Annotated in this window: 17 protein-coding genes; 1 reads left to right on the forward strand and 16 read right to left on the reverse strand. The window is 66.9% G+C overall.

What is annotated here, in order from left to right; genetic code table 11:
• Positions 1–104 precede the first annotated feature (104 nt).
• Positions 105–584, forward strand: a complete 480-nt coding sequence (locus BME24068_RS27950) for a DciA family protein (protein ID WP_096506393.1) — start codon at positions 105–107, stop codon at positions 582–584.
• 79 nt (positions 585–663) lie between these two features.
• Here BME24068_RS27950 and lpxC read toward each other — a convergent pair whose 3' ends face one another.
• From lpxC to rsmH, 16 genes are all read right to left on the reverse strand, one after another.
• Complete coding sequence (gene lpxC / locus BME24068_RS27955) at positions 664–1,581, reverse strand: UDP-3-O-acyl-N-acetylglucosamine deacetylase (protein ID WP_096506164.1); 918 nt, start codon at positions 1,579–1,581, stop codon at positions 664–666.
• Positions 1,582–1,822: 241 nt separating this feature from the next.
• Positions 1,823–2,329: a peroxiredoxin gene (locus BME24068_RS27960; protein ID WP_096506162.1), complete on the reverse strand. Its 507-nt coding sequence runs from the start codon at positions 2,327–2,329 to the stop codon at positions 1,823–1,825.
• Positions 2,330–2,519: 190 nt separating this feature from the next.
• The gene (ftsZ, locus tag BME24068_RS27965; protein ID WP_006752448.1) at positions 2,520–3,716 is read right to left on the reverse strand and encodes a cell division protein FtsZ; all 1,197 of its coding nucleotides are present in this window, start codon (positions 3,714–3,716) and stop codon (positions 2,520–2,522) included.
• 196 nt (positions 3,717–3,912) lie between these two features.
• Complete coding sequence (ftsA, locus tag BME24068_RS27970) at positions 3,913–5,145, reverse strand: cell division protein FtsA (RefSeq protein WP_006752447.1); 1,233 nt, start codon at positions 5,143–5,145, stop codon at positions 3,913–3,915.
• A gap of 26 nt (positions 5,146–5,171) precedes the next feature.
• Positions 5,172–5,924, reverse strand: a complete 753-nt coding sequence (locus BME24068_RS27975; protein ID WP_096506160.1) for a cell division protein FtsQ/DivIB — start codon at positions 5,922–5,924, stop codon at positions 5,172–5,174.
• Positions 5,925–5,943: 19 nt separating this feature from the next.
• Positions 5,944–6,885 (reverse strand): D-alanine--D-alanine ligase, encoded by a 942-nt coding sequence (locus BME24068_RS27980; RefSeq protein WP_096506158.1) that lies wholly within the window; start codon positions 6,883–6,885, stop codon positions 5,944–5,946.
• Between the two features lies 1 nt (position 6,886).
• Positions 6,887–8,284: a UDP-N-acetylmuramate--L-alanine ligase gene (murC, locus tag BME24068_RS27985; protein ID WP_096506156.1), complete on the reverse strand. Its 1,398-nt coding sequence runs from the start codon at positions 8,282–8,284 to the stop codon at positions 6,887–6,889.
• 79 nt (positions 8,285–8,363) lie between these two features.
• Entirely contained in the window at positions 8,364–9,467 is a 1,104-nt protein-coding gene (gene murG, locus BME24068_RS27990; RefSeq protein WP_096506154.1) for an undecaprenyldiphospho-muramoylpentapeptide beta-N-acetylglucosaminyltransferase, read from the reverse strand.
• Between the two features lie 121 nt (positions 9,468–9,588).
• On the reverse strand, positions 9,589–10,872 hold the full coding sequence (ftsW, locus tag BME24068_RS27995) for a putative lipid II flippase FtsW (RefSeq protein WP_096506152.1): 1,284 nt from the start codon (positions 10,870–10,872) through the stop codon (positions 9,589–9,591).
• The gene (gene murD / locus BME24068_RS28000; RefSeq protein ID WP_174927985.1) at positions 10,869–12,380 is read right to left on the reverse strand and encodes a UDP-N-acetylmuramoyl-L-alanine--D-glutamate ligase; all 1,512 of its coding nucleotides are present in this window, start codon (positions 12,378–12,380) and stop codon (positions 10,869–10,871) included. The genes ftsW and murD overlap by 4 nt, the downstream gene beginning before the upstream one ends.
• A 28-nt stretch (positions 12,381–12,408) precedes the next feature.
• The gene (mraY, locus tag BME24068_RS28005; RefSeq protein WP_174927986.1) at positions 12,409–13,578 is read right to left on the reverse strand and encodes a phospho-N-acetylmuramoyl-pentapeptide-transferase; all 1,170 of its coding nucleotides are present in this window, start codon (positions 13,576–13,578) and stop codon (positions 12,409–12,411) included.
• A 16-nt stretch (positions 13,579–13,594) separates the two neighbouring features.
• Positions 13,595–15,001: a UDP-N-acetylmuramoyl-tripeptide--D-alanyl-D-alanine ligase gene (locus BME24068_RS28010; RefSeq protein WP_174927987.1), complete on the reverse strand. Its 1,407-nt coding sequence runs from the start codon at positions 14,999–15,001 to the stop codon at positions 13,595–13,597.
• Positions 14,998–16,536 carry a UDP-N-acetylmuramoyl-L-alanyl-D-glutamate--2,6-diaminopimelate ligase gene (locus tag BME24068_RS28015; protein WP_174927988.1) on the reverse strand — a complete coding sequence of 513 codons (1,539 nt, stop codon included), beginning with the start codon at positions 16,534–16,536 and terminating at the stop codon, positions 14,998–15,000. The genes BME24068_RS28010 and BME24068_RS28015 overlap by 4 nt, the downstream gene beginning before the upstream one ends.
• Positions 16,533–18,383: a peptidoglycan D,D-transpeptidase FtsI family protein gene (locus tag BME24068_RS28020; RefSeq protein ID WP_096506142.1), complete on the reverse strand. Its 1,851-nt coding sequence runs from the start codon at positions 18,381–18,383 to the stop codon at positions 16,533–16,535. The genes BME24068_RS28015 and BME24068_RS28020 overlap by 4 nt, the downstream gene beginning before the upstream one ends.
• Positions 18,380–18,721, reverse strand: coding sequence for a cell division protein FtsL (gene ftsL, locus BME24068_RS28025; protein WP_096506140.1), 342 nt, complete (start codon positions 18,719–18,721; stop codon positions 18,380–18,382). The genes BME24068_RS28020 and ftsL overlap by 4 nt, the downstream gene beginning before the upstream one ends.
• The gene (gene rsmH, locus BME24068_RS28030; protein WP_124827238.1) at positions 18,718–19,659 is read right to left on the reverse strand and encodes a 16S rRNA (cytosine(1402)-N(4))-methyltransferase RsmH; all 942 of its coding nucleotides are present in this window, start codon (positions 19,657–19,659) and stop codon (positions 18,718–18,720) included. The genes ftsL and rsmH overlap by 4 nt, the downstream gene beginning before the upstream one ends.
• Positions 19,660–19,672: the final 13 nt, after the last annotated feature.

Here is a 19,672-nt window from a genome sequence, read left to right on the forward strand (position 1 = left end):
GGGGCCGCTACACGGCCGGCAGCCCGAAAGCCGCGCGTACGCAGGCCTGCGCGGGTACAATCGGCGTCAACGTCCGCGCGCATGCGCGCCCGAAGAATGCCTCAATGAACCGATTTAACAAGCGTTTCGGCCCGCTCGCCGCGCATCGCCCGCAACCCGTGTCCGAAGTGCTCAACCGCACCGACGCGTTCGCGGCGCTGCGCGCCGGCGTCGAACAGGTCGCGTCGCTGCAGCGCGACCTCGCCGCGCTCCTGCCCGACTATCTTGCGAATCATGTCGAACCGGGGTCCATCAAGGACGGCACCCTGACCCTCTTTGCCGCGCACAATGCGCTCGCTGCCCGGCTGCGGCAGGTCGAGCCGCGGCTGCTCGCCGATCTGCAAAAGCGCGGCTGGCCGGCTTCGGCGCTGCGCGTGCGCGTGCGGCCGAAGGACGCGCCGGAACCGCCGCACGTGAAGCAGGCACGCATGACGACGGCCGGCGCCGCCGCGTTGCGCGACCTCGCCGATCACCTCGAGCCGTCGCCGCTGCAGGCCGCGCTGGCACGAATGGCCGCGCGGCACGGCGCGAAGTCGTCGCGCTGAGCGCGCCGCTCCGGCAGCGGCCCAGCAACAAAAAAGCGACCCGAAGGTCGCTTTTTTTATCGTTCGTACCGGATGCCGATCAGGCGAAGGCCGTCTGCGTGTCGAACGCGAAGCCGCTCGGTGCGGTCTGCGGATCGTCGAACGTGACGATCTCGTACGCATCTTCGTGCGCGAGCAGTTCGCGCAGCAGCCGGTTGTTCAGCCCGTGACCCGACTTGTACGCCGTGTACGACGCGAGCAGCGGATGGCCGATCACGTACAGGTCGCCGATCGCATCGAGCATCTTGTGCTTCACGAATTCGTCGTCGTAGCGCAGCCCGTCGTTGTTCAGGATGCGGTACTCGTCGAGGACGATCGCGTTGTCCATGCTGCCGCCGCGTGCCAGGCCCATCTCGCGCAGCATCTCGGCTTCGTGCGCGAAGCCGAACGTGCGCGCGCGCGCGATCTCGCGCACGTACGACGTGTTCGCGAAATCGACCTCGAGCTCCTGCCCCGTCTTGTCGACGGCCGGGTGACGGAAATCGATCGAGAACTTCAGCTTGAAACCGAAATACGGATCGAGGCGCGCGAACTTGTCGCCATCGCGGATCTCGACCGTCTTCTTCACCTTGATGAAGCGCTTCGGCGCGTTCTGCTCCTCGATGCCGGCGGACTGGATCAGGAACACGAAGGTCGCCGCGCTGCCGTCCATGATCGGGATTTCCTCGGCCGTCACGTCGACATACAGGTTGTCGATGCCGAGCCCCGCGCACGCGGACATCAGGTGCTCGACCGTCGACACGCGCACGCCATCCTTCTGCAGCACCGACGCGAGCCGCGTGTCGCCGATCGACGTCGCCGTGGCGGGAATGTCGACAGGCGTGGGCAGATCGACGCGCGAAAAGACGATGCCCGTGCCCGGCGCGGCGGGACGGAGCGTCAGCTCGATCTTGCGGCCCGAGTGGACACCGATCCCAACGGTCTTCACGATGGATTTGATGGTGCGCTGCTTCAACATGGTGTTCTTCGCCTTGATTGAAGATATCAATCAGGAGTTATATTCGATAGGCGGGATTATAGCGTAATTCCCTATTCAACGCTGTTTGAAACTGCGTATCAATCTGTTTCGACTGTTTACCCGCGTCGATACGGGACGAGCCGATGCCCGGAACGGAGGCGTTTCCGGTCATCGGCCCGTGTTACAACTGCCCTGAGGCCCGGTGAGCAGCGTTGCCGTCAGGCAACGGCGCACCGCACGATCAGGACGTCAACGTCGCGAGCACACTCGCCGCATCGCTCACTTCGAACTTGCCCGGCGCTTCGACGGCCAGCGTCTTGACCACACCGTCGTCGATCACCATCGCGTAGCGCAGGGAACGGATTCCCATGCCACGCGCGGACAAATCCTGCGTCAGCCCCAGCGCATGAGTGAAAGCAGCGCTGCCGTCCGCCATCATGCGCACCTTGCCCGCGGTGTGCAGATCACGTCCCCATGCGCCCATCACGAATGCGTCGTTGACGGACACGCACCAGAGCTCGTCGATGCCCGCCGAGCGCAGTTGCTCGGCGTGCTCGACATAGCCCGGCACATGCTGCGCCGAGCAGGTCGGCGTGAAAGCGCCCGGCAATCCGAAGATCACCACCCGCTTTCCCGCAACCTGGTCGCGCACGCTGTAGGCATTCGGCCCAAGCGTGCACCCTTCGCGCGCGTCGTCGATGAACTCGAACAGTTGCGCGTCGGGCAGCGCGTCGCCCACTTGAATCATGGCTGGTCCCTCATAGCGATACGGTTTTCAGCGTGTTGCGGACAGCACGTCCCATCCCGCTCCGCTCATGCGAAGAGGGCACGTCTCCCGGCCCGGCGTCGCATCCGACGCGGCCTGTCGTGGTCCGTGGCATCCGTCACGCCGGCGTTACCGCGGCGACCCCGTCGCGGCTTCGCCTGTGTGTGCGTCGTCAGTCAGCCTGCTTGCGCAGGAAAGCCGGAATGTCGTACGTGTCGACACCCTTCTCCTGCAGCGCCTGCACGTGCGATGCCGCGGTTTCGCGCGAGTTGCGCCACACCGCCGGCGTATCGAGCGCGCCGTAGTCGGCCGTGCTGACGTGTTGCGGCTGTGCATAGCCGTGCGAGACCGCGCTGACCGGCTGGTTGTCGGTACCCGTGCGCAGCAGCGTCATCGGAGCCGATTGCTGCTTCTTCGCCGCACGGCCCAGACCCGTCGCCACGACCGTCACGCGCAGTGCATCGCCCATCGCGTCGTCGTACACCGCACCGAAGATCACCGTCGCATCTTCCGCCGCGTAGCTCTTGATCGTGTTCATCACTTCGCGCGTTTCCGACAGACGCAGCGAACGGCTCGACGTGATGTTGACCAGCACGCCGCGCGCGCCCGACAGATCGACGCCTTCGAGCAGCGGGCTCGCCACGGCCTGTTCCGCCGCGAGGCGTGCGCGATCGACGCCGGCGACCGTCGCCGTGCCCATCATCGCCTTGCCCTGCTCGCCCATCACCGTCTTCACGTCTTCGAAGTCGACGTTCACGAGGCCATCGACATTGATGATTTCGGCGATGCCCGCGACTGCGTTGTTCAACACGTCGTCCGCGCACTGGAAGCACTTGTCCATCTCGGCGTCATCGCCCATCACGTCGAACAGCTTGTCGTTCAGGACGACGATCAGCGAGTCGACGTGATCCTCCAGTTGCTGCGAGCCTGCTTCCGCGACGCGCATGCGCTTGCCGCCTTCGAACTCGAACGGCTTGCTGACGACGCCAACCGTCAGGATGCCCATCTCTTTCGCGATCTGCGCGACCACCGGCGCTGCGCCCGTGCCCGTGCCACCGCCCATGCCGGCCGTGATGAACACCATGTGCGCGCCACGCAGTGCGTCCGCGATGCGCTCACGTGCTTCTTCCGCTGCCGCACGACCCATTTCCGGCTTCGCACCGGCGCCAAGGCCCGTGTTGCCCAGCTGGATCACCGACGATGCGCGCGAACGCGACAGCGCCTGGGCGTCCGTGTTCATCACGATGAAGTCGACGCCCTGCACGCCGCGGTTGATCATGTGCTGGACGGCATTGCCGCCAGCGCCGCCAACGCCGACCACCTTGATGATGGTGCCGTTGGTTTCGGTTTCCAGCATTTCGAATTCCATTGTTGCCTCCGTCAAGAAAATAAACCTGCTCGGCCGTTATTCGGCAGGAGATCGGGCAACCCCCTGTCGCGCGCCAGCCGCCGGCACCAGCGCGAATTTCGATTCGTTTCTTTCGTCCCCAGGAAAACGCCGGGTCGCCCGAGGTTTTCCTGGCCCCTTCGGGGGGCAGGCTCGGCGTGCCGAGCCGTGAGGGTCTTCAAAAATTGCTCAGGAACCATTCCTTCATCCGCGAGAAGATCTGCCCCGCGTTGCCGGACTGCACGGCGACCTTGCGGCCGCGCATGCGCTGGGCACTGCCTTCGACGAGCAGGCCCATCGCCGTCGAGTAGCGCGGATTGCGCACCACGTCGGCAAGGCCGCCCGCATATTCCGGCGCACCGATGCGCACCGGCTTCAGGAAAATGTCTTCGCCGAGCTCGACCATGCCCGGCATCATCGAAGCCCCGCCGGTAATGACCACGCCGGAGCTCAGCAGTTCTTCGTAACCCGACTCGCGCACGACCTGCTGCACGAGCGAGAACAGCTCCTCGACGCGCGGCTCGATCACCGCGGCGAGCGCCTGGCGCGACAGCGTGCGCGGACCGCGTTCGCCGAGGCCCGGCACTTCGACCATTTCGTCCGGATCGGCGAGCGCCTGCTTCGCGATGCCGTAGCCGACCTTGATGTCTTCCGCATCCGGCGTCGGCGTGCGCAGCGCCATCGCGATGTCGCTCGTGATCTGGTCGCCGGCGATCGGAATCACCGCGGTGTGACGGATCGCGCCTTCGGCGAAGATCGCGATGTCGGTCGTGCCGCCGCCGATGTCGACCAGCACCACGCCGAGATCCTTCTCGTCTTCCGTCAGCACGGCCAGCGACGACGCCAGCGGCTGCAGGATCAGGTCGTTTACTTCCAGCCCGCAGCGGCGCACGCACTTGACGATGTTCTGCGCGGCGCTGACCGCGCCCGTCACGATGTGCACCTTCACCTCGAGGCGGATGCCGCTCATCCCGATCGGCTCGCGTACGTCTTCCTGGCCGTCGATGATGAATTCCTGCGTGAGGATGTGCAGCACCTGCTGGTCGGTCGGGATGTTGATCGCCTTGGCGGTCTCGATCACGCGCGCGACGTCGGTCTGCGTGACTTCCTTGTCCTTGATCGCGACCATCCCGCTCGAGTTGAAGCTGCGGATGTGGCTGCCCGCGATCCCCGTAAACACGTTGGTGATCTTGCAGTCGGCCATCAGCTCGGCTTCCTCGAGCGCGCGCTGGATCGACTGCACGGTGGCCTCGATGTTGACCACCACGCCCTTCTTCAGACCTTTCGATTCGCTCTGGCCGAGGCCGATGACCTCGTAATGGCCTTCGCCCTTCAGCTCGGCGACGATGGCCACCACCTTCGACGTGCCGATGTCGAGGGAAACCAGCAGATCCTTGTAGTCTTTGCTCATAAAGTGCTCTTGCGTGTGATCTCTCGTTACTTCTTGCGCTTGTCGGTATCGGTCAGGAACCGCATGCCTGCCGCACGAATCGCGAATCCGTTCGGATAACGCAGGTCCGCGTACTCGATGTCGTTGCCCCAGCGCTCCGTGACAGCCGGCCATGCGGCGACGAGGCGCTGGCTCCGGTCGTGCAGGGTTTCGCTGGTGCGTTCCTTGCCCAGTTCGACCTGCATGCCGTTCGACAGCTTCACCGTCCACGCGTAACGCGCCGACAGCGTCACTTCTTCAGGCGCCGCCTTCAACGGCGCAAACCAGTTCGTGAAGTCGCGATACCGCGTGACGACTTCCTTCGCACTGCCCTCCGGGCCGTCGAACGCGGGCAGTTCGTGATCCAGCTCGCCCTGGTTCGCGGTGAACAGCTCGCCATCGGTGCTCACGAGCTGCGCGCTGCCCCAGGTCCCGAGCGGTTTGTACTCCTCGAGCGTGACAGCCAGCGCATTCGGCCACACCCGCCGCACGCTCGCATGCCGCACCCACGGCATCTGCTCGAACGCGGCACGCGCCGTGTCGAGATCGACCGTGAAGAAATTGCCCTTCAGCCTGCCGACCACGCCGGCGCGCACCGTCGGCGTGTTGATGTGCTCGGTGTCGCCGTCGATCCGGATTTCGCGCAGCGCGAACGTCGGACGCTGGATCAGCCAGTAGCAGCCGGCCGCCGCCAACACGAGCAGCAACAGCGCGTACAGCGCGCTGGCGGCAAGGTTGAGTTGGCGAACGTTGTTCCACATACGTCGTTCCGTTCCTGCGTCAGTCGTTGAGCGTGAGCGACAGCACCTTCACGACCAGCTCCGAATAGCTGATGCCGATCGAGCGCGCGGCCTTCGGCGGCAGCGAATGGTCGGTCATCCCGGGGGCCGTGTTCACTTCCAGGAAATACGCGTTGCCGGCGGCGTCGAGCATGAAGTCCGCGCGGCCCCAGTCGGTGCAGCCCAGCACGTCGAAGGCGCGGCGCGCGATGCGCTTCAGTTCGGTTTCCTGTTCGGCCGGCAGCCCGCACGGGATCAGGTACTGCGTATCGTCGGCGACGTACTTCGCGTGGTAGTCGTAGAACTCGCCGGCCGGCACGATCTTGATCAGCGGCAGGTCGAGATCGCCGGCGATGCACGCGGTGTATTCGCCGCCGCCTTCGATGCTCTTCTCGACGATCACGATCTTGTCATGCGTTGCCGCCTCCGACAGTGCGGCGGGCAACGCGTCGGCCGCCTTCACCTTCAGCACCGCGACGCTCGACCCCTCGCTCGCCGGCTTCACGAACAGCGGCAGGCCGAGCTTCGCGACGATCTCCGTTGCACGCGCCGCGTAATCGTCGCCGCGCATCACCGTTTCGAACGGCGGCGTCGGCACGCCCGTCTGCTGCCACACGAGCTTCGTGCGGAACTTGTCGAGGCCGAGCGCCGAGCCGAGCACGCCGCTGCCCGTGTAGCGGATCCCGTAGAAATCGAGTGCCCCCTGGATCTGGCCGTTCTCGCCATAGCCGCCATGCAGCGCGTTGAACGCGCGCACGAAGCCTTCGTCCTTCAGCGCCGACAACGGCCGCTCGGCCGGGTCGAACGGATGCGCATCGATGCCCGCATCGCGCAGGCCCTGCAGCACGAGGCGGCCCGAGGTGAGCGACACCTCGCGCTCGGCGGATTCGCCGCCGAACAACACCGCCACCTTGCCGAAACGTTTCGGATCGATCCCGCTCATGTCATCCCTTCTGTTGCGTGTTCTGCACGATCTTCGCCGGCACGCCGCCGATCGAACCCGCGCCCATCGTGATCACTACGTCGCCGTTCTGCGCGACCTTCGCCAATGCATCCGGCACGTCGTCGACCGACGCGACGAACACCGGTTCAACCTTGCCCGCGGCGCGCAGCGCGCGCGACAGCGCGTCGCCGTTGGCCGTCGCGATCGCCGCCTCGCCGGCCGCATAGACTTCCGTCAGCACCAGTGCGTCGACCGTCGACAGCACGTTGACGAAGTCGTCGAAACAGTCGCGCGTGCGCGTATAGCGGTGCGGCTGGAACGCCAGCACGAGGCGACGGCCCGGGAACGCACCGCGCGCGGCCGCGACCGTCGCGGCCATCTCGACCGGGTGATGACCGTAATCGTCGATCAGCGTGTACTGGCCGCCGTCCGCGCTCGGCACCTCGCCATAGCGCTGGAAGCGCCGGCCGACGCCGTTGAATTCCGCCAGCGCCAGCTGGATCGCGTCGTCCGACACGCCGAGATCGGTCGCGATCGCGATCGCCGCGAGCGCGTTCTGCACGTTGTGCAGGCCCGGCAGGTTCAGCACCACCGCGAGCGGCGAGCGGCCGTCGCGGATCACCGTGAAATGCATCCGGCCGTCGCGCGCGTCGATGTCTTCGGCGCGCACCTGCGCGTCCGCCGACAGCCCGTAGCGCACGACCGGCTTCGAGATGAACGGGATGATCTGGCGCACGTTCGGATCGTCGACGCACACGACCGCGCTGCCGTAGAACGGCAGGCGCTGCGTGAATTCGATGAACGCCTGCTTGAGCCGCGCGAAATCGTGGCCGTAGGTGTCCATGTGGTCGGCGTCGATGTTCGTGATGACTTCGATCACCGGATACAGGTTCAGGAACGATGCGTCCGACTCGTCGGCCTCGGCGACGATGAAGTCGCCCGTGCCGAGCCGCGCGTTCGCGCCGGCGCTGATCAGCCGGCCGCCGATCACGAAGGTCGGGTCCAGCCCGCCCGCCGCGAGCACGCTCGCGACGAGGCTCGTCGTCGTGGTCTTGCCGTGCGTGCCGGCGATCGCGATCCCCTGCTTCAGGCGCATCAGTTCCGCGAGCATCACCGCGCGCTGCACGATCGGCACGCGCTGGTGACGCGCGGCCAGCACTTCCGGGTTGTCCGAGCGCACGGCCGTCGATACGACGACCGCGTTCGCGCCCGCGATGTTCGCCGCATCGTGGCCGATCGCGATCCGCGCGCCGAGCGCCTCGAGACGATCGGTCACCGCGTTGCGCGACAGGTCCGAGCCGCTGACCTCGTAGCCGAGGTTGACGAGCACTTCGGCGATACCGCTCATGCCCGCGCCGCCGATCCCGACGAAATGAATATGTTTGACGATGTGTTTCATGTCAGCCTCCGCCGGGCCGCCCCAAGGAGGCTGACCGCCCCCTCGGGGGGCAGCGAACGAAGTGAGCGTGGGGGTTGTTTCATTTAAGTTGTTCCAGGTTCGCGCCGGCCACCTTCGCGCAGACGCGCGCGACTTCGTCAGTGGCCTCGGGCTTTGCCAGCGAGCGCGAACGCTCCGCCATGTCCGCGAGCGACGCCCGCGACTGGCCGCGCAGCCAGTCGGCAAGCAGTTCCGCCGACAGGTCGCGTTGTTGCACCAGCACCGCTGCCCCCGCATCGGCGAGGAACGCGGCGTTGGTCGTCTGGTGATCGTCGACCGCGTACGGGAACGGCACGAACAGCGCCGCCACGCCCACCGCCGCGATCTCCGACACCGTCATCGCGCCGGAGCGGCAGATCACGAGATCCGCCGCCGCGTATGCGCTCGCCATGTCGTCGATGAACGGCACGAGCCGGACGTCGTCGTCGCCGGCGAACCCGGCCGCTTCGTAGTTCGCTTTCAGCGCGTCGATGTGTTTCGCGCCGGCCTGATGCACGATGCGCGGGCGCTCGCCCGGCGTCAGCAGCGCCAGCGCGCGCGGCACGACTTCGTTCAGCGCCGCGGCGCCGAGACTGCCGCCGACGACCAGCACGTTCAGCGGACCGCTGCGCGATGCATAGCGTGCTTTGGGCGTTTCCGTGCGCGCAAGTTCCGCGCGGATCGGATTACCGGTCCATTCCGCGTGCGGCAGCGCACCGGGGAACGCGACCAGCACGCGCTTCGCGAATTTCGCGAGCACCTTGTTCGCGAGGCCCGCGATCGAATTCTGTTCGTGCAGCACGAGCGGACGACCCGACAACGCGGTCATCACACCCGCCGGGAACGTGATGTAGCCGCCCATCCCGAGCACGACGTCCGGCCGCACGCGGCGCAGCGCGCCGAGGCTCTGCCAGCACGCGCGCAGCAGGTTGAGCGGCAGCGTCAGCTTGGTCTTCAGGCCCTTGCCGCGCAGCCCGCCGAAACGCACGTACTCCATCGGAATGCCATGCTTCGGCACCAGCGTCGCTTCCATCCCGGCCGGATTGCCGAGCCATACCACGCGCCAGCCCGCCGCTTCCATCCGGTGCGCGACAGCGAGCCCCGGGAACACGTGGCCCCCGGTGCCGCCTGCCATCACCATCAGCGTGCGTCGCGACGCGGTCATACCTTCCCTCCGCGCATCAGCAAGAATGAACGAACATTTTGGCGACGGCCGCTACGCTTAACTTCGCACGCTTCGCGCACGAAGTTAGCCTTCACCGAAATCGCGTACCGACGCAGGGAGGTCATACCTTCCCTCCCCGCATCAGTACGCGATTTTCATAGTCCACACGCAGCAACACCGCGAGCGCAACGCAGTTCAGCAGGATGCCCGAACCGCCGTAGCTCACGAGCGGCAGCGTCAGGCCCTTGGTCGGCAGCAGGCCGAGGTTCACGCCCATGTTGATGAAGGTCTGCGCACCGAACCAGATACCGATGCCCTTCGCCATCAGGCCCGCGAACGTGCGATCCAGCGCGAGCGCCTGGCGGCCGATCTCGAACGAGCGGCGCACGATCCAGTAGAACAGCAGGATCACGACCAGCACGCCGACGAAACCGAGTTCCTCGCCGATCACCGCGAGGATGAAGTCGGTATGCGCTTCCGGCAGGTAGTTCAGCTTCTCGACGCTGCCGCCGAGGCCGACCCCGAACCACTCGCCGCGGCCGAACGCGATCAGCGAGTGCGTGAGCTGGTATGCCTTGCCCTGCGCGTAGCGTTCGTCCCACGGATCGAGATACGCGAAGATCCGCTCGCGACGCCACGGCGACAGCCACACGAGCATCGTGAAGGTGCCGACCGCCGTCGCGACGAGGCCGCCGAACAGCTTGCCGTTCACGCCGCCGAGGAACAGCACGCCCATCGCGATCGCGGCGACCACCATGAACGCGCCCATGTCAGGTTCGAGCAGCAGCAGCGCGCCGACGAGACCGACCGCGAACGCCATCGGCAGGAAGCCCTTCGCGAAGCTCTGCATGTACTCCTGCTTGCGCACCGTGTAGTTCGCCGCGTAGATCGTCACCGCGAGCTTCATGATTTCCGACGGCTGCATGTTCGTGATGCCGAGCGGAATCCAGCGGCGCGCGCCGTTCACGCCCTTGCCGATGTGCGGAATCAGCACGATCACGAGGCCGACGAGCGCAATCAGGAAGAGATGCGGTGCGTATTTGTCCCACGTCGAGATCGGCACGCGGAACGCGATCACCGCCGCGATGAACGCGACGACGAGCGAGATGACGTGGCGCATCAGGAACGCGTAATCGTGGTACGACGCGTATTTCGGCGAATCGGGCATCGCGATCGACGCCGAATACACCATCACGACGCCGAGCCCGAGCAGCGCGATCGCGACCCACAGCAGCGAGTAATCGAAGTCGAGCATCCGCGAACGGCTCGGCCGCACGCCGTTGACGACGCTCGCGAGGCCGCCCGTCGCGGCGCGCGTGGCCGATGCGACGCGGCCGCCCGCGGCATTGCCGCCGGTGTCGCGTCGATCGTTGAAACGGGAGACGAGGCGATCGGACCAGCTCATGACGTCGCTCCTTTGTCGATGGCGATTTCATCCACCGCCGCGCGGAACACGTCCGCGCGATGGGCGTAGTTCTTGAACATGTCGAGACTCGCGCAGGCGGGCGACAGCAGCACCGCGTCGCCCGGTTCGGCGAGATCGGCGGCGGCACGCACGGCGTCTTCGAGCGTCGCGTGGTCGACGAGCGGCACGCCGGTTTCGGCGAGCGTGTCGCGGATCGCCGGCGCATCACGGCCGATCAGCATCACCGCACGGCACCAGCGCGCGACCGGCGCGACCAGCGGCGCGAAATCCTGCCCCTTGCCGTCGCCGCCCGCGATCAGCACGATCTTCTGCGCAAGCCCGTCGAGCGCGGCAACCGTCGCGCCGACGTTCGTTCCCTTGCTGTCGTCGACGTAGTCGACGTCGTCGATCGTCGCGATCACTTCGACGCGATGCGCTTCGCCGCGGTATTCGCGCAGCGCGTGCAGCAGCGGCGCGGCCGGCAGGTCGATCGCACGGGCGAGCGCGAACGCGGCCAGCGCGTTCGCCGCGTTGTGCAGCCCGCGGATGCGCAGCGCGTCGGCCGGCATCAGGCGCTTCTGCGCGATGTCGGGCGTATGCGCGCCGTCGCGCTTGCGCCGGCGGCTCGTGGTCGTCTCGTCCGGCGCATCGCGATCGACCGCTTCCACCAGCCACGCGATGCCGTTGTCGCGCGACAGCCCGTAGTCGCCGTCCTGCGCCGGTTCGTTCAGGCCGAACGTGACCGTGCGTGCCGCATCGGCAGCGCCCGCCGCCGGTGCGAACTTCATCACGGCCGCGTCGTCGCGGTTCAGCACGCGCGTCGTCGTCGCGCCGAAGATCCGGCCCTTCGCTGCGGCATACGCGTCGAAGCTGCCATGCCAGTCGAGGTGATCCTGCGTGATGTTCAGGATCGCCGCTGCATCGGGCGCGAACGTGCGCGCGGTCTCGAGCTGGAAGCTCGACAGTTCGAGCACCCACACGTCGGGTAGCGCGGTGTCGTCGATCGCACCCGCGAGCCGGTCGAGCATCGCCGGGCTGATGTTGCCGGCAACGGCAACCTTCTTGCCGGAGCGCTGGCACAGCAGGCCCGTGAGGCTCGTCGTCGTGGTCTTGCCGTTGGTGCCGGTGATCGCGAGCACCTTCGGCTGGTAGCCGCTCGTGCCGAGCGCGCGCAGCGCCTGCGCAAAGAATTCCAGTTCGCCCCACACCGCGATCCCGCGCTCGTTCGCGGCCGCGATCAGCGCCGCGAGCTCCGGTTCGAGCGGCGACAGGCCGGGGCTCAGCCCGACGATCTCGATGCCGCCGTCGAGCAGCGCGGGCGCAAACGGCCCGCCGACGAACTCGGCATCGATCCCTTCAGCCTGCAACGCGGCAAGGTTCGGCGGCGCCTCGCGGGTATCGGCAATACGCAGCCGGCACCCGTGCCTCGCGCACCACCGCGCGATCGCGAGACCCGACTCTCCGAGCCCCAGCACGAGCACCATCGGCCGTTGCCGATCTCCAAACATCTCGCCAGACATCCTTGTTACCTTTCCTTTACCGCAACTTGAGGGTGGACAGACCGAACAGGCACAGCATCAACGTGATGATCCAGAAACGCACCACCACCTGCGTTTCCTTCCAGCCGGACAATTCGAAATGGTGATGCAGCGGCGCCATCTTCAGCAGGCGGCGCCCTTCGCCGTAACGCTTCTTCGTGTACTTGAACCACGACACCTGCAGCATCACCGACAACGTTTCCGCGACGAAGATGCCGCCCATGATGAACAGCACGATTTCCTGGCGCACGATCACCGCGACCGTGCCGAGCGCGCCGCCGAGCGCCAACGCGCCGACGTCGCCCATGAACACTTGGGCGGGGTGCGTGTTGTACCAGAGGAACGCGAGCCCTGCCCCGCCCATCGCGGAACAGAAGATCAGCAGTTCGCCCGCGCCCGGAATGTGCGGAAACAGCAGGTATTTCGAATAGACCGAGCTACCCATCACGTACGCGAACACGCCGAGCGATGCGCCGACCAGTACGACCGGCATGATCACGAGACCGTCGAGGCCGTCGGTCAGGTTTACCGCGTTGCTCGCGCCGACGATCACGAAATAGGTCAGCACGATGAAGCCCCAGACACCGAGCGGATAGCTGATCGATTTCAGGAACGGCAACATCAGGTCGGCACGCGCGGGCAGCCCCATCGACAGGCCGCTCCTCACCCACGCCATGAACAGGTCGAACACGCGCACGTTGTTCGCCTCGGACACGCTGAAGGCAAGATAGACCGCCGCGAACAGGCCGATCACCGACTGCCAGAAATACTTTTCGCGCGACGACATCCCGCGCGGGTCCTTGTGGACGACCTTGCGGTAGTCGTCGACCCAGCCGATCACGCCGAAGCCGAACGTGACGAGCATCACGATCCAGATGAAGCGGTTCGTCAGGTCGCCCCACAGCAGCGTCGCGACCGCGATGCCGATCAGGATCAGCACGCCGCCCATCGTCGGCGTGCCGGACTTGACGAGGTGACTCTGCGGGCCGTCCTTGCGCACGGCCTGCCCGACCTTCATTTGCGTCAGCTTGCGGATCACCCACGGTCCGCACACGAGCCCGATCCCGAGCGCCGTGATGGTTGCCCCCACGGCTCGGAACGTCAGGTACGTGAACAAGCGCAAAAAGCTTGCGTCTCCTTGCAGCCATTGCGCCAGCGCCAGCAGCATGCTTCCTTCCTTCTACTCAGTGTGCGGCGGGCACCGTGCCCGCCGCGGGTTGGTTCGTCAGCGCGTCGACCACGCGCTCCATCTTCATATACCGCGAGCCCTTCACGAGCACCGTCGCCTGCGCGCCGTAGCCCGCTGCGAGCAGCGTATCGACCAGCGTGCCGACGTCACCGAAATGGCGGGCCGTGCCGCCGTATGCGGTACAGGCATCGCGCGACGCGTCGCCGAGCGCGAACAGCGCATCGATTCCGCGCTCACGCGCATATGCGCCGATCTCGCGGTGAAATGCCGGCCCTTCGTCGCCGACTTCACCCATGTCGCCGATCACCAGCACGCGCGGCGCCGGTTGCGCGGCCAGCACGTCGATCGCCGCGCGCATCGAGTCGGGGTTCGCGTTGTAGGTGTCGTCGACGATCGTCGCACCTGCGAGACTGCCGGCGCTCGCCTTCCGGACCTGCAGGCGGCCCTTCACCGGCTCGAACGATTCGAGGCCCTGCTTGATCGCCGCCAGCTCGACCCCGGCGGCGAGCGCCGCGGCCGTAGCCGCCAGCGCGTTGCGGGCGTTGTGCTCGCCGAGCGCGCGCAGCCGCAACGTCACCGCGCCTGCCGGCGTGTCGATCGCAAGCTCGCCGCCGTGCAGACGGCCCGTGACCTGCGCATCGACCAGCCGATCGGCGTCGTGCAGCGCGAAATCGAGAATCCGGTTGCCGGTCGCCGCGACACGCCAGATGCCGGCGTACGCGTCGTCCGCCGGAAACACCGCGACGCCGTCCGGCGTCAGCGCGTGGATCACCGCCGCGTGTTCGAGTGCGACGGCTTCGACCGTCGCCATGAATTCCTGGTGCTCGCGCTGCGCGTTGTTGACGAGCGCAACGGTCGGCGCCGCGATGCGCGCGAGGATCTCGGTCTCGCCCGGGTGGTTCATCCCGAGCTCGATCACCGCGATGCGATGCGCGGCCGACAGACGCAGCAGCGTCAGCGGCACGCCGATGTCGTTGTTCAGGTTGCCGGCCGTGGCGAGTCTTGCATCGGCGCCGACTGCCGCAGCGAAGATCGACGCGATCATTTCCTTCACGGTCGTCTTGCCGTTGCTGCCCGTCACCGCGACGAGCGGCACGGCGAATTGCTTGCGCCAGCCGTGCGCGAGCGCGCCGAGCGCGGCACGCGTTTCGCCGCCTTCGATGACCGGCATCGCGAGGCCCGCCGGCGCATGCGCGACGAGCGCCGCAGCCGCGCCACGCGCGGCCACGTCGCCGAGGAAGTCGTGCGCATCGAAGCGCTCGCCTTTCAGCGCGACGAACAGGTCGCCGGGGCCGACCGTGCGGCTGTCCGTCGAGACGCGCTCGAACGTGGTGGCCGGATCGCCGTGAACGGTGGCGCCCGGGATCAGGCGGGCGGCTTCGCCGAGACTGAGCATCGTCATTCGCCGCCTCCCTTGCCGTGCGTCGCGCGGGCCGCGAGTGCGAGCCGCGCGTGATCCTGATCGGAGAACGTGCGTTTCTTGCCCATGATTTCCTGCGTCGCCTCGTGGCCCTTGCCGGCCAGCACGACGACATCCTCGCGGGCGGCTCCGCGCACGGCCTGCAGGATCGCGCTCGCGCGATCCTCGATGCGGCGTGCGTGATCGGGCGCGGTCATGCCCGCGATGACCTGGTCGATGATGCGCTGCGGATCCTCGCTGCGCGGGTTGTCGCTCGTGACGACGATTTCATCGGCGAGCCGCTCGGCGATCGCGCCCATCAGCGGGCGCTTCGTCGCATCGCGATCGCCGCCGCAGCCGAACATGCAGACGAGCTTGCCGCCGCGCGCCGCGGCGATCGGGCGCAGCGCGTCGAGCGTCTTCTCGAGCGCGTCGGGCGTATGCGCGTAGTCGATCACGACCAGCGGTTCGTCGTTCTGCAGGCGGCCGCCAAGACGCTGCATCCGGCCGTTGACGGGCTCGAGCCGTGCAATCTCGGCCACCGCCGCGTCGAACGGCACGTCGGCCGCGAGCAGCGAGCCGAGCACCGCGAGCAGGTTGCTGACGTTGAACGTGCCGAGCGTGCCGACTTCGACGTCCGTGTCGCCCCACGACGAGCGCAGGTGAAATGCGGTGCCCGTGGCGGTCGCGCGCACGTCGAGCGCGATCAGTTCGCGATCGGCGTCAGGTGCCTGCGCGTCGCCGATCCCGTATGCGATCGTGCGCACGCGGCCGGCCAGCTTCTCGAGCAGGCGGCGGCCGGCAGCGTCGTCGCGGTTGACGACCGCCGCGCGCAGCCCGCGCCACGCGAACAGTTTCGCCTTCGCGGCTTCGTACGCGTCGAACGTGCCGTGATAATCGAGGTGATCCTGCGTGAGGTTCGTGAATACGGCGATGTCGAAGGCCGTACCGTTCACGCGCCCCTGATGCAGCGCGTGCGACGACACTTCCATCGCGATGGCCTTCGCGCCCGCGTCGCGCAGTTGCGCGAGGCTGCGCTGCAGTTGCGGCGCGTCCGGCGTCGTGAAGCCCGTCGGTACCAGATGGCCCGGCATGCCGGTGCCGAGCGTGCCGATCAGCGCGCACGGCTGGTGCAGCGCCGTCAGCGCGGCGGCAATCCATTGCGTGCACGACGTCTTGCCGTTCGTCCCGGTCACGCCGACCGCGAGCAGGCTGTCGCTCGGATCGCCATACCAGCCGCTGGCGATCTCGCCGGCCAACTGGTCGAGCGCCGGCACCGCGAGCGCAACGGGCGCGGCCGGTGCCGCTGCGAGACCGTCCGGCTGATACAGCACGGCGGCCGCGCCACGAGCCACGGCGTCGGCAATGAAAGCGCGATTGTCTGCCCCGTCGACCGCATAGCCGACGAACACGTCGCCGGCCTGCAGGCTGCGCGTGTCGGCATGCAACTGCGCCGCGGCGGCCACATGCTGACGCAGCCACGCGAGCGCGGCTGCGATCTGCTGATGCGCCGGATGGGAACTGCGGGCGGCGCTCATCGAACGACTCCTGGTGAATTACGCGTCGTGCTGGACACGATCATATGCTTCGCGGTGCCGCCTGCCGCCAGCTTCTGCGGGCCCGGCTTGTCCGCAGGCGCGCCCGGCGTATCGTCGGACACGACGAGCTGCTTGATCGGCATGTTCGGCGGCACGTTCAGCGCGCGCAGCGTATCGCCCGCGATCGCCGAGAATACGGGGCCCGACACCTGGCCGCCGAAGTGGCTGCCGGCGGTCGGTTCGTCGACCGACACCGCGACCACGATGCGCGGATTCGGCATCGGCGCCATCCCGACGAACGACGCGCGGTACTTGCGCGTGTAGCCGTGGCCTTCGTGCTTGTACGCGGTACCGCTCTTGCCGCCGACGCGATAGCCGGGCACGGCGGCGTCCGGCGACGTGCCGCCCGGCGCGACCACGGTCTCGAGCATCGTGCGCACTTCGCGCGCGGTGTTCGCCGAGAACACCTGCGTACCCGTGATCTTCTGGTTGGGGTCGGTCTTGAAAATGGTCACCGGCATCTCTTCACCGTCGTGCGCGATCGCGGTGTACGCGCGCGCCAGCTGGAACAGCGACACCGACAGGCCGTAGCCGTACGACATCGTCGCCTGCTCGATGCGGCGCCAGCTCTTCCACGGGCGCAGGCGGCCGGCCGCGGCGCCCGGGAATCCGACCTTCGGCGCCTGGCCGAGACCGATGCTGGTATACATATCCCACATTTCCTCGGGCCGCATCGTCATCGCGATCTTGGTCGCGCCGATATTGCTCGACTTCTGGATCACGCCACCGACCGTCAGCGTGCCGAAGCCCGCATCGTCGCTGATCGGCGCGCCGTCGAGCACGAAGTGCCCGTTGCCCGTTTCGACGAGCGTGTTCGGCGTCACGCGATGCAGGTCGAGCGCGAGCGATACCGTGAACGGCTTCATGATCGAGCCCGGCTCGAACACGTCGGTGAGGATCCGGTTGCGCAGCTGCTCGCCCGTCAGGTGCGAGCGGTCGTTCGGGTTGTAGGTCGGATAGTTGACCAGCGCGAGCACCTCGCCGGTACGCACGTCGACGACCATCGCCGCGCCGGCCTTCGCCTTGAACTTCTCGACGGCGGCCTTCAGGTTCGCGTACGCGATGTACTGGATCTTGCTGTCGATCGACAGGTCGACGTCCGTCCCGTTGTGCGGCGGGATCTGTTCGGCGACGTCCTCGACGATGTGCCCCATCCGGTCCTTGATCACGCGGCGCACGCCCGACGTGCCGGACAGCATCTTCTGGTCGCCCAGTTCGACGCCTTCCTGCCCTTCGTCCTCGACGTTCGTGAAGCCGATCAGGTGGGCGGTGATCTCGCCTTCCGGATAAAAGCGCTTGTATTCGTTGCGCTGGTAGATGCCCGGGATATCGAGTGCCGCGACCTTGTCCGCGACGTCGATCGGCACCTGGCGCTTGACGTAGACGAAACCCTTGTCTTCCGACAGCTTCACGCGCAGTTCCTTCGGCGTCATGCCGAGGAGCTTGCCGAGCTGGTTGATCTTGCCCGCGTCGAGATCGTCGGGCACCGCGTCGGGAATCGCCCAGATCGCGCGCACGGGCAGGCTCGTCGCGAGCACGAGCCCGTTACGGTCGAGAATCTTGCCGCGCGTGGCCGGCAGCTCGAGCGTCCGCTGGTAGCGGCTTTCGCCCTGCTTCTGATAGAACGCGTTGCCCGGCCCCTGGATCCAGAACGCCCGCGCGGCCAGCGCGACGAACGCCATGAACAGCAGGAACACGACAAGCTTCGAGCGCCACATCGGCAGGTGCACGCCGAGCACCGGGCTCGACGAGAATTTCACGTTCTGGCGCTTTTGCGACGGTTTCATCGCGCGCCTCCCTTGCCCTTGGTGGCCGCATCGGCCGAAGCGGGAATCGGTGCGTCGATCGCCTTCACGGCACCCGGCGGCAGCGTCAGGTATTGGGTACGACCCGTCGTGATCGGCTGCATCTTCAGCGAATCGTTCGCGAGTTGCTCGATGCGCGAGGTCTTCGACAGCGCGCTCTGCTGATACTGAAGCTGCGCGTAGTCCTGCTGGAGCTGACGCTCCTGCGACTGCGCGCGCTGCAGCTGGATGAAGAACTGGCGCTGCTGATTCGTCGAGTTGACGACCGACAGCGCGCACCCCATCACGATGATCAACAGGAAGATATTGAAGCGGCTCATGGCGTGACGCGCTCCGCGATGCGCATCACGGCCGACCGGGCGCGCGGATTCGCGACGACTTCCGCTTCGCTCGGAAACTGACGGCTGATTATCTTGAGCGGCGGGCTCGGGAGATCGACGGCACGGATCGGCAGGCGACGATCGACCGCAGGCGCACTCGCGTGCGCCTGCATGAATCGCTTGACGATCCGGTCCTCGAGTGAATGAAAGCTGATGACCACCAGCCGCCCCCCTTGCTCCAGCAACGACAATGCCGCGTCTAGTACGACTTGCAGGTCCGCAAGCTCTTGATTGACGTGAATCCGTATAGCCTGAAAGGTGCGGGTTGCCGGATCCTTGCCCTTCTCACGGGTTTTGACGACGTGACCCACGATTTGGGCAAGCTCGCCCGTGGTGTCGAGAGGCCCAAGACGGTCGGACTCTGCCCGGCGAGCAACAAGCGCCTTTGCAATCTGAAAAGCAAACCGTTCTTCCCCATAATCTCGTATCACCTCCGTCAGTTCCTGCACCGATGCCCGTGCGAGCCATTCAGCGGCCGACTCGCCGCGCGTCGGATCCATTCGCATGTCCAGCGGGCCATCCGCGCGAAAGCTGAAGCCGCGCGCCGGATCGTCCACCTGCGGCGAGGACACGCCCAGGTCCAGCAACACACCCGATACTTTCTCGACGCCGCGCGCCGCAAGCGCGTCGCGCATCGATGCAAAGCTGTCATGCACGATCGAGAAGCGCGCATCCTCGATGCGCTGCGCCGTCTCGATCGCCCTCGGATCCTTGTCGAACGCGATCAGCCGTCCGGCGGGCGCGAGCCGCGCGAGTACCGCGCGGCTATGCCCGCCCCGCCCGAACGTGCCGTCGACATAAATGCCGTCCGGTCGCGTCACGAGCGACTCGACCGCCTCGTCCAGCAACACGGTCCGATGCTGCAATTCGTTTCCCATCGCGGGCGTCTCC

It is taken from the genome of Burkholderia anthina (assembly GCF_902498995.1).
GTDB classification, from domain to species: Bacteria; Pseudomonadota; Gammaproteobacteria; order Burkholderiales; family Burkholderiaceae; genus Burkholderia; species Burkholderia anthina.

Coding starts and splice junctions, on each gene's coding strand:
- ftsW (WP_096506152.1), bottom strand. CDS start 10,872: ATGAGCTGGTCCGATCGCCTCGTCTCCCGTTTCAACGATCGACGCGAC.
- BME24068_RS28010 (WP_174927987.1), bottom strand. CDS start 15,001: ATGACGATGCTCAGTCTCGGCGAAGCCGCCCGCCTGATCCCGGGCGCC.
- mraY (WP_174927986.1), bottom strand. CDS start 13,578: ATGCTGCTGGCGCTGGCGCAATGGCTGCAAGGAGACGCAAGCTTTTTG.
- lpxC (WP_096506164.1), bottom strand. CDS start 1,581: ATGTTGAAGCAGCGCACCATCAAATCCATCGTGAAGACCGTTGGGATC.
- BME24068_RS27950 (WP_096506393.1), top strand. CDS start 105: ATGAACCGATTTAACAAGCGTTTCGGCCCGCTCGCCGCGCATCGCCCG.
- murD (WP_174927985.1), bottom strand. CDS start 12,380: ATGTTTGGAGATCGGCAACGGCCGATGGTGCTCGTGCTGGGGCTCGGA.
- BME24068_RS28020 (WP_096506142.1), bottom strand. CDS start 18,383: ATGAAACCGTCGCAAAAGCGCCAGAACGTGAAATTCTCGTCGAGCCCG.
- BME24068_RS27975 (WP_096506160.1), bottom strand. CDS start 5,924: ATGTGGAACAACGTTCGCCAACTCAACCTTGCCGCCAGCGCGCTGTAC.
- ftsL (WP_096506140.1), bottom strand. CDS start 18,721: ATGAGCCGCTTCAATATCTTCCTGTTGATCATCGTGATGGGGTGCGCG.
- murG (WP_096506154.1), bottom strand. CDS start 9,467: ATGACCGCGTCGCGACGCACGCTGATGGTGATGGCAGGCGGCACCGGG.
- BME24068_RS27960 (WP_096506162.1), bottom strand. CDS start 2,329: ATGATTCAAGTGGGCGACGCGCTGCCCGACGCGCAACTGTTCGAGTTC.
- ftsA (WP_006752447.1), bottom strand. CDS start 5,145: ATGAGCAAAGACTACAAGGATCTGCTGGTTTCCCTCGACATCGGCACG.
- murC (WP_096506156.1), bottom strand. CDS start 8,284: ATGAAACACATCGTCAAACATATTCATTTCGTCGGGATCGGCGGCGCG.
- BME24068_RS28015 (WP_174927988.1), bottom strand. CDS start 16,536: ATGAGCGCCGCCCGCAGTTCCCATCCGGCGCATCAGCAGATCGCAGCC.
- BME24068_RS27980 (WP_096506158.1), bottom strand. CDS start 6,885: ATGAGCGGGATCGATCCGAAACGTTTCGGCAAGGTGGCGGTGTTGTTC.
- ftsZ (WP_006752448.1), bottom strand. CDS start 3,716: ATGGAATTCGAAATGCTGGAAACCGAAACCAACGGCACCATCATCAAG.
- rsmH (WP_124827238.1), bottom strand. CDS start 19,659: ATGGGAAACGAATTGCAGCATCGGACCGTGTTGCTGGACGAGGCGGTC.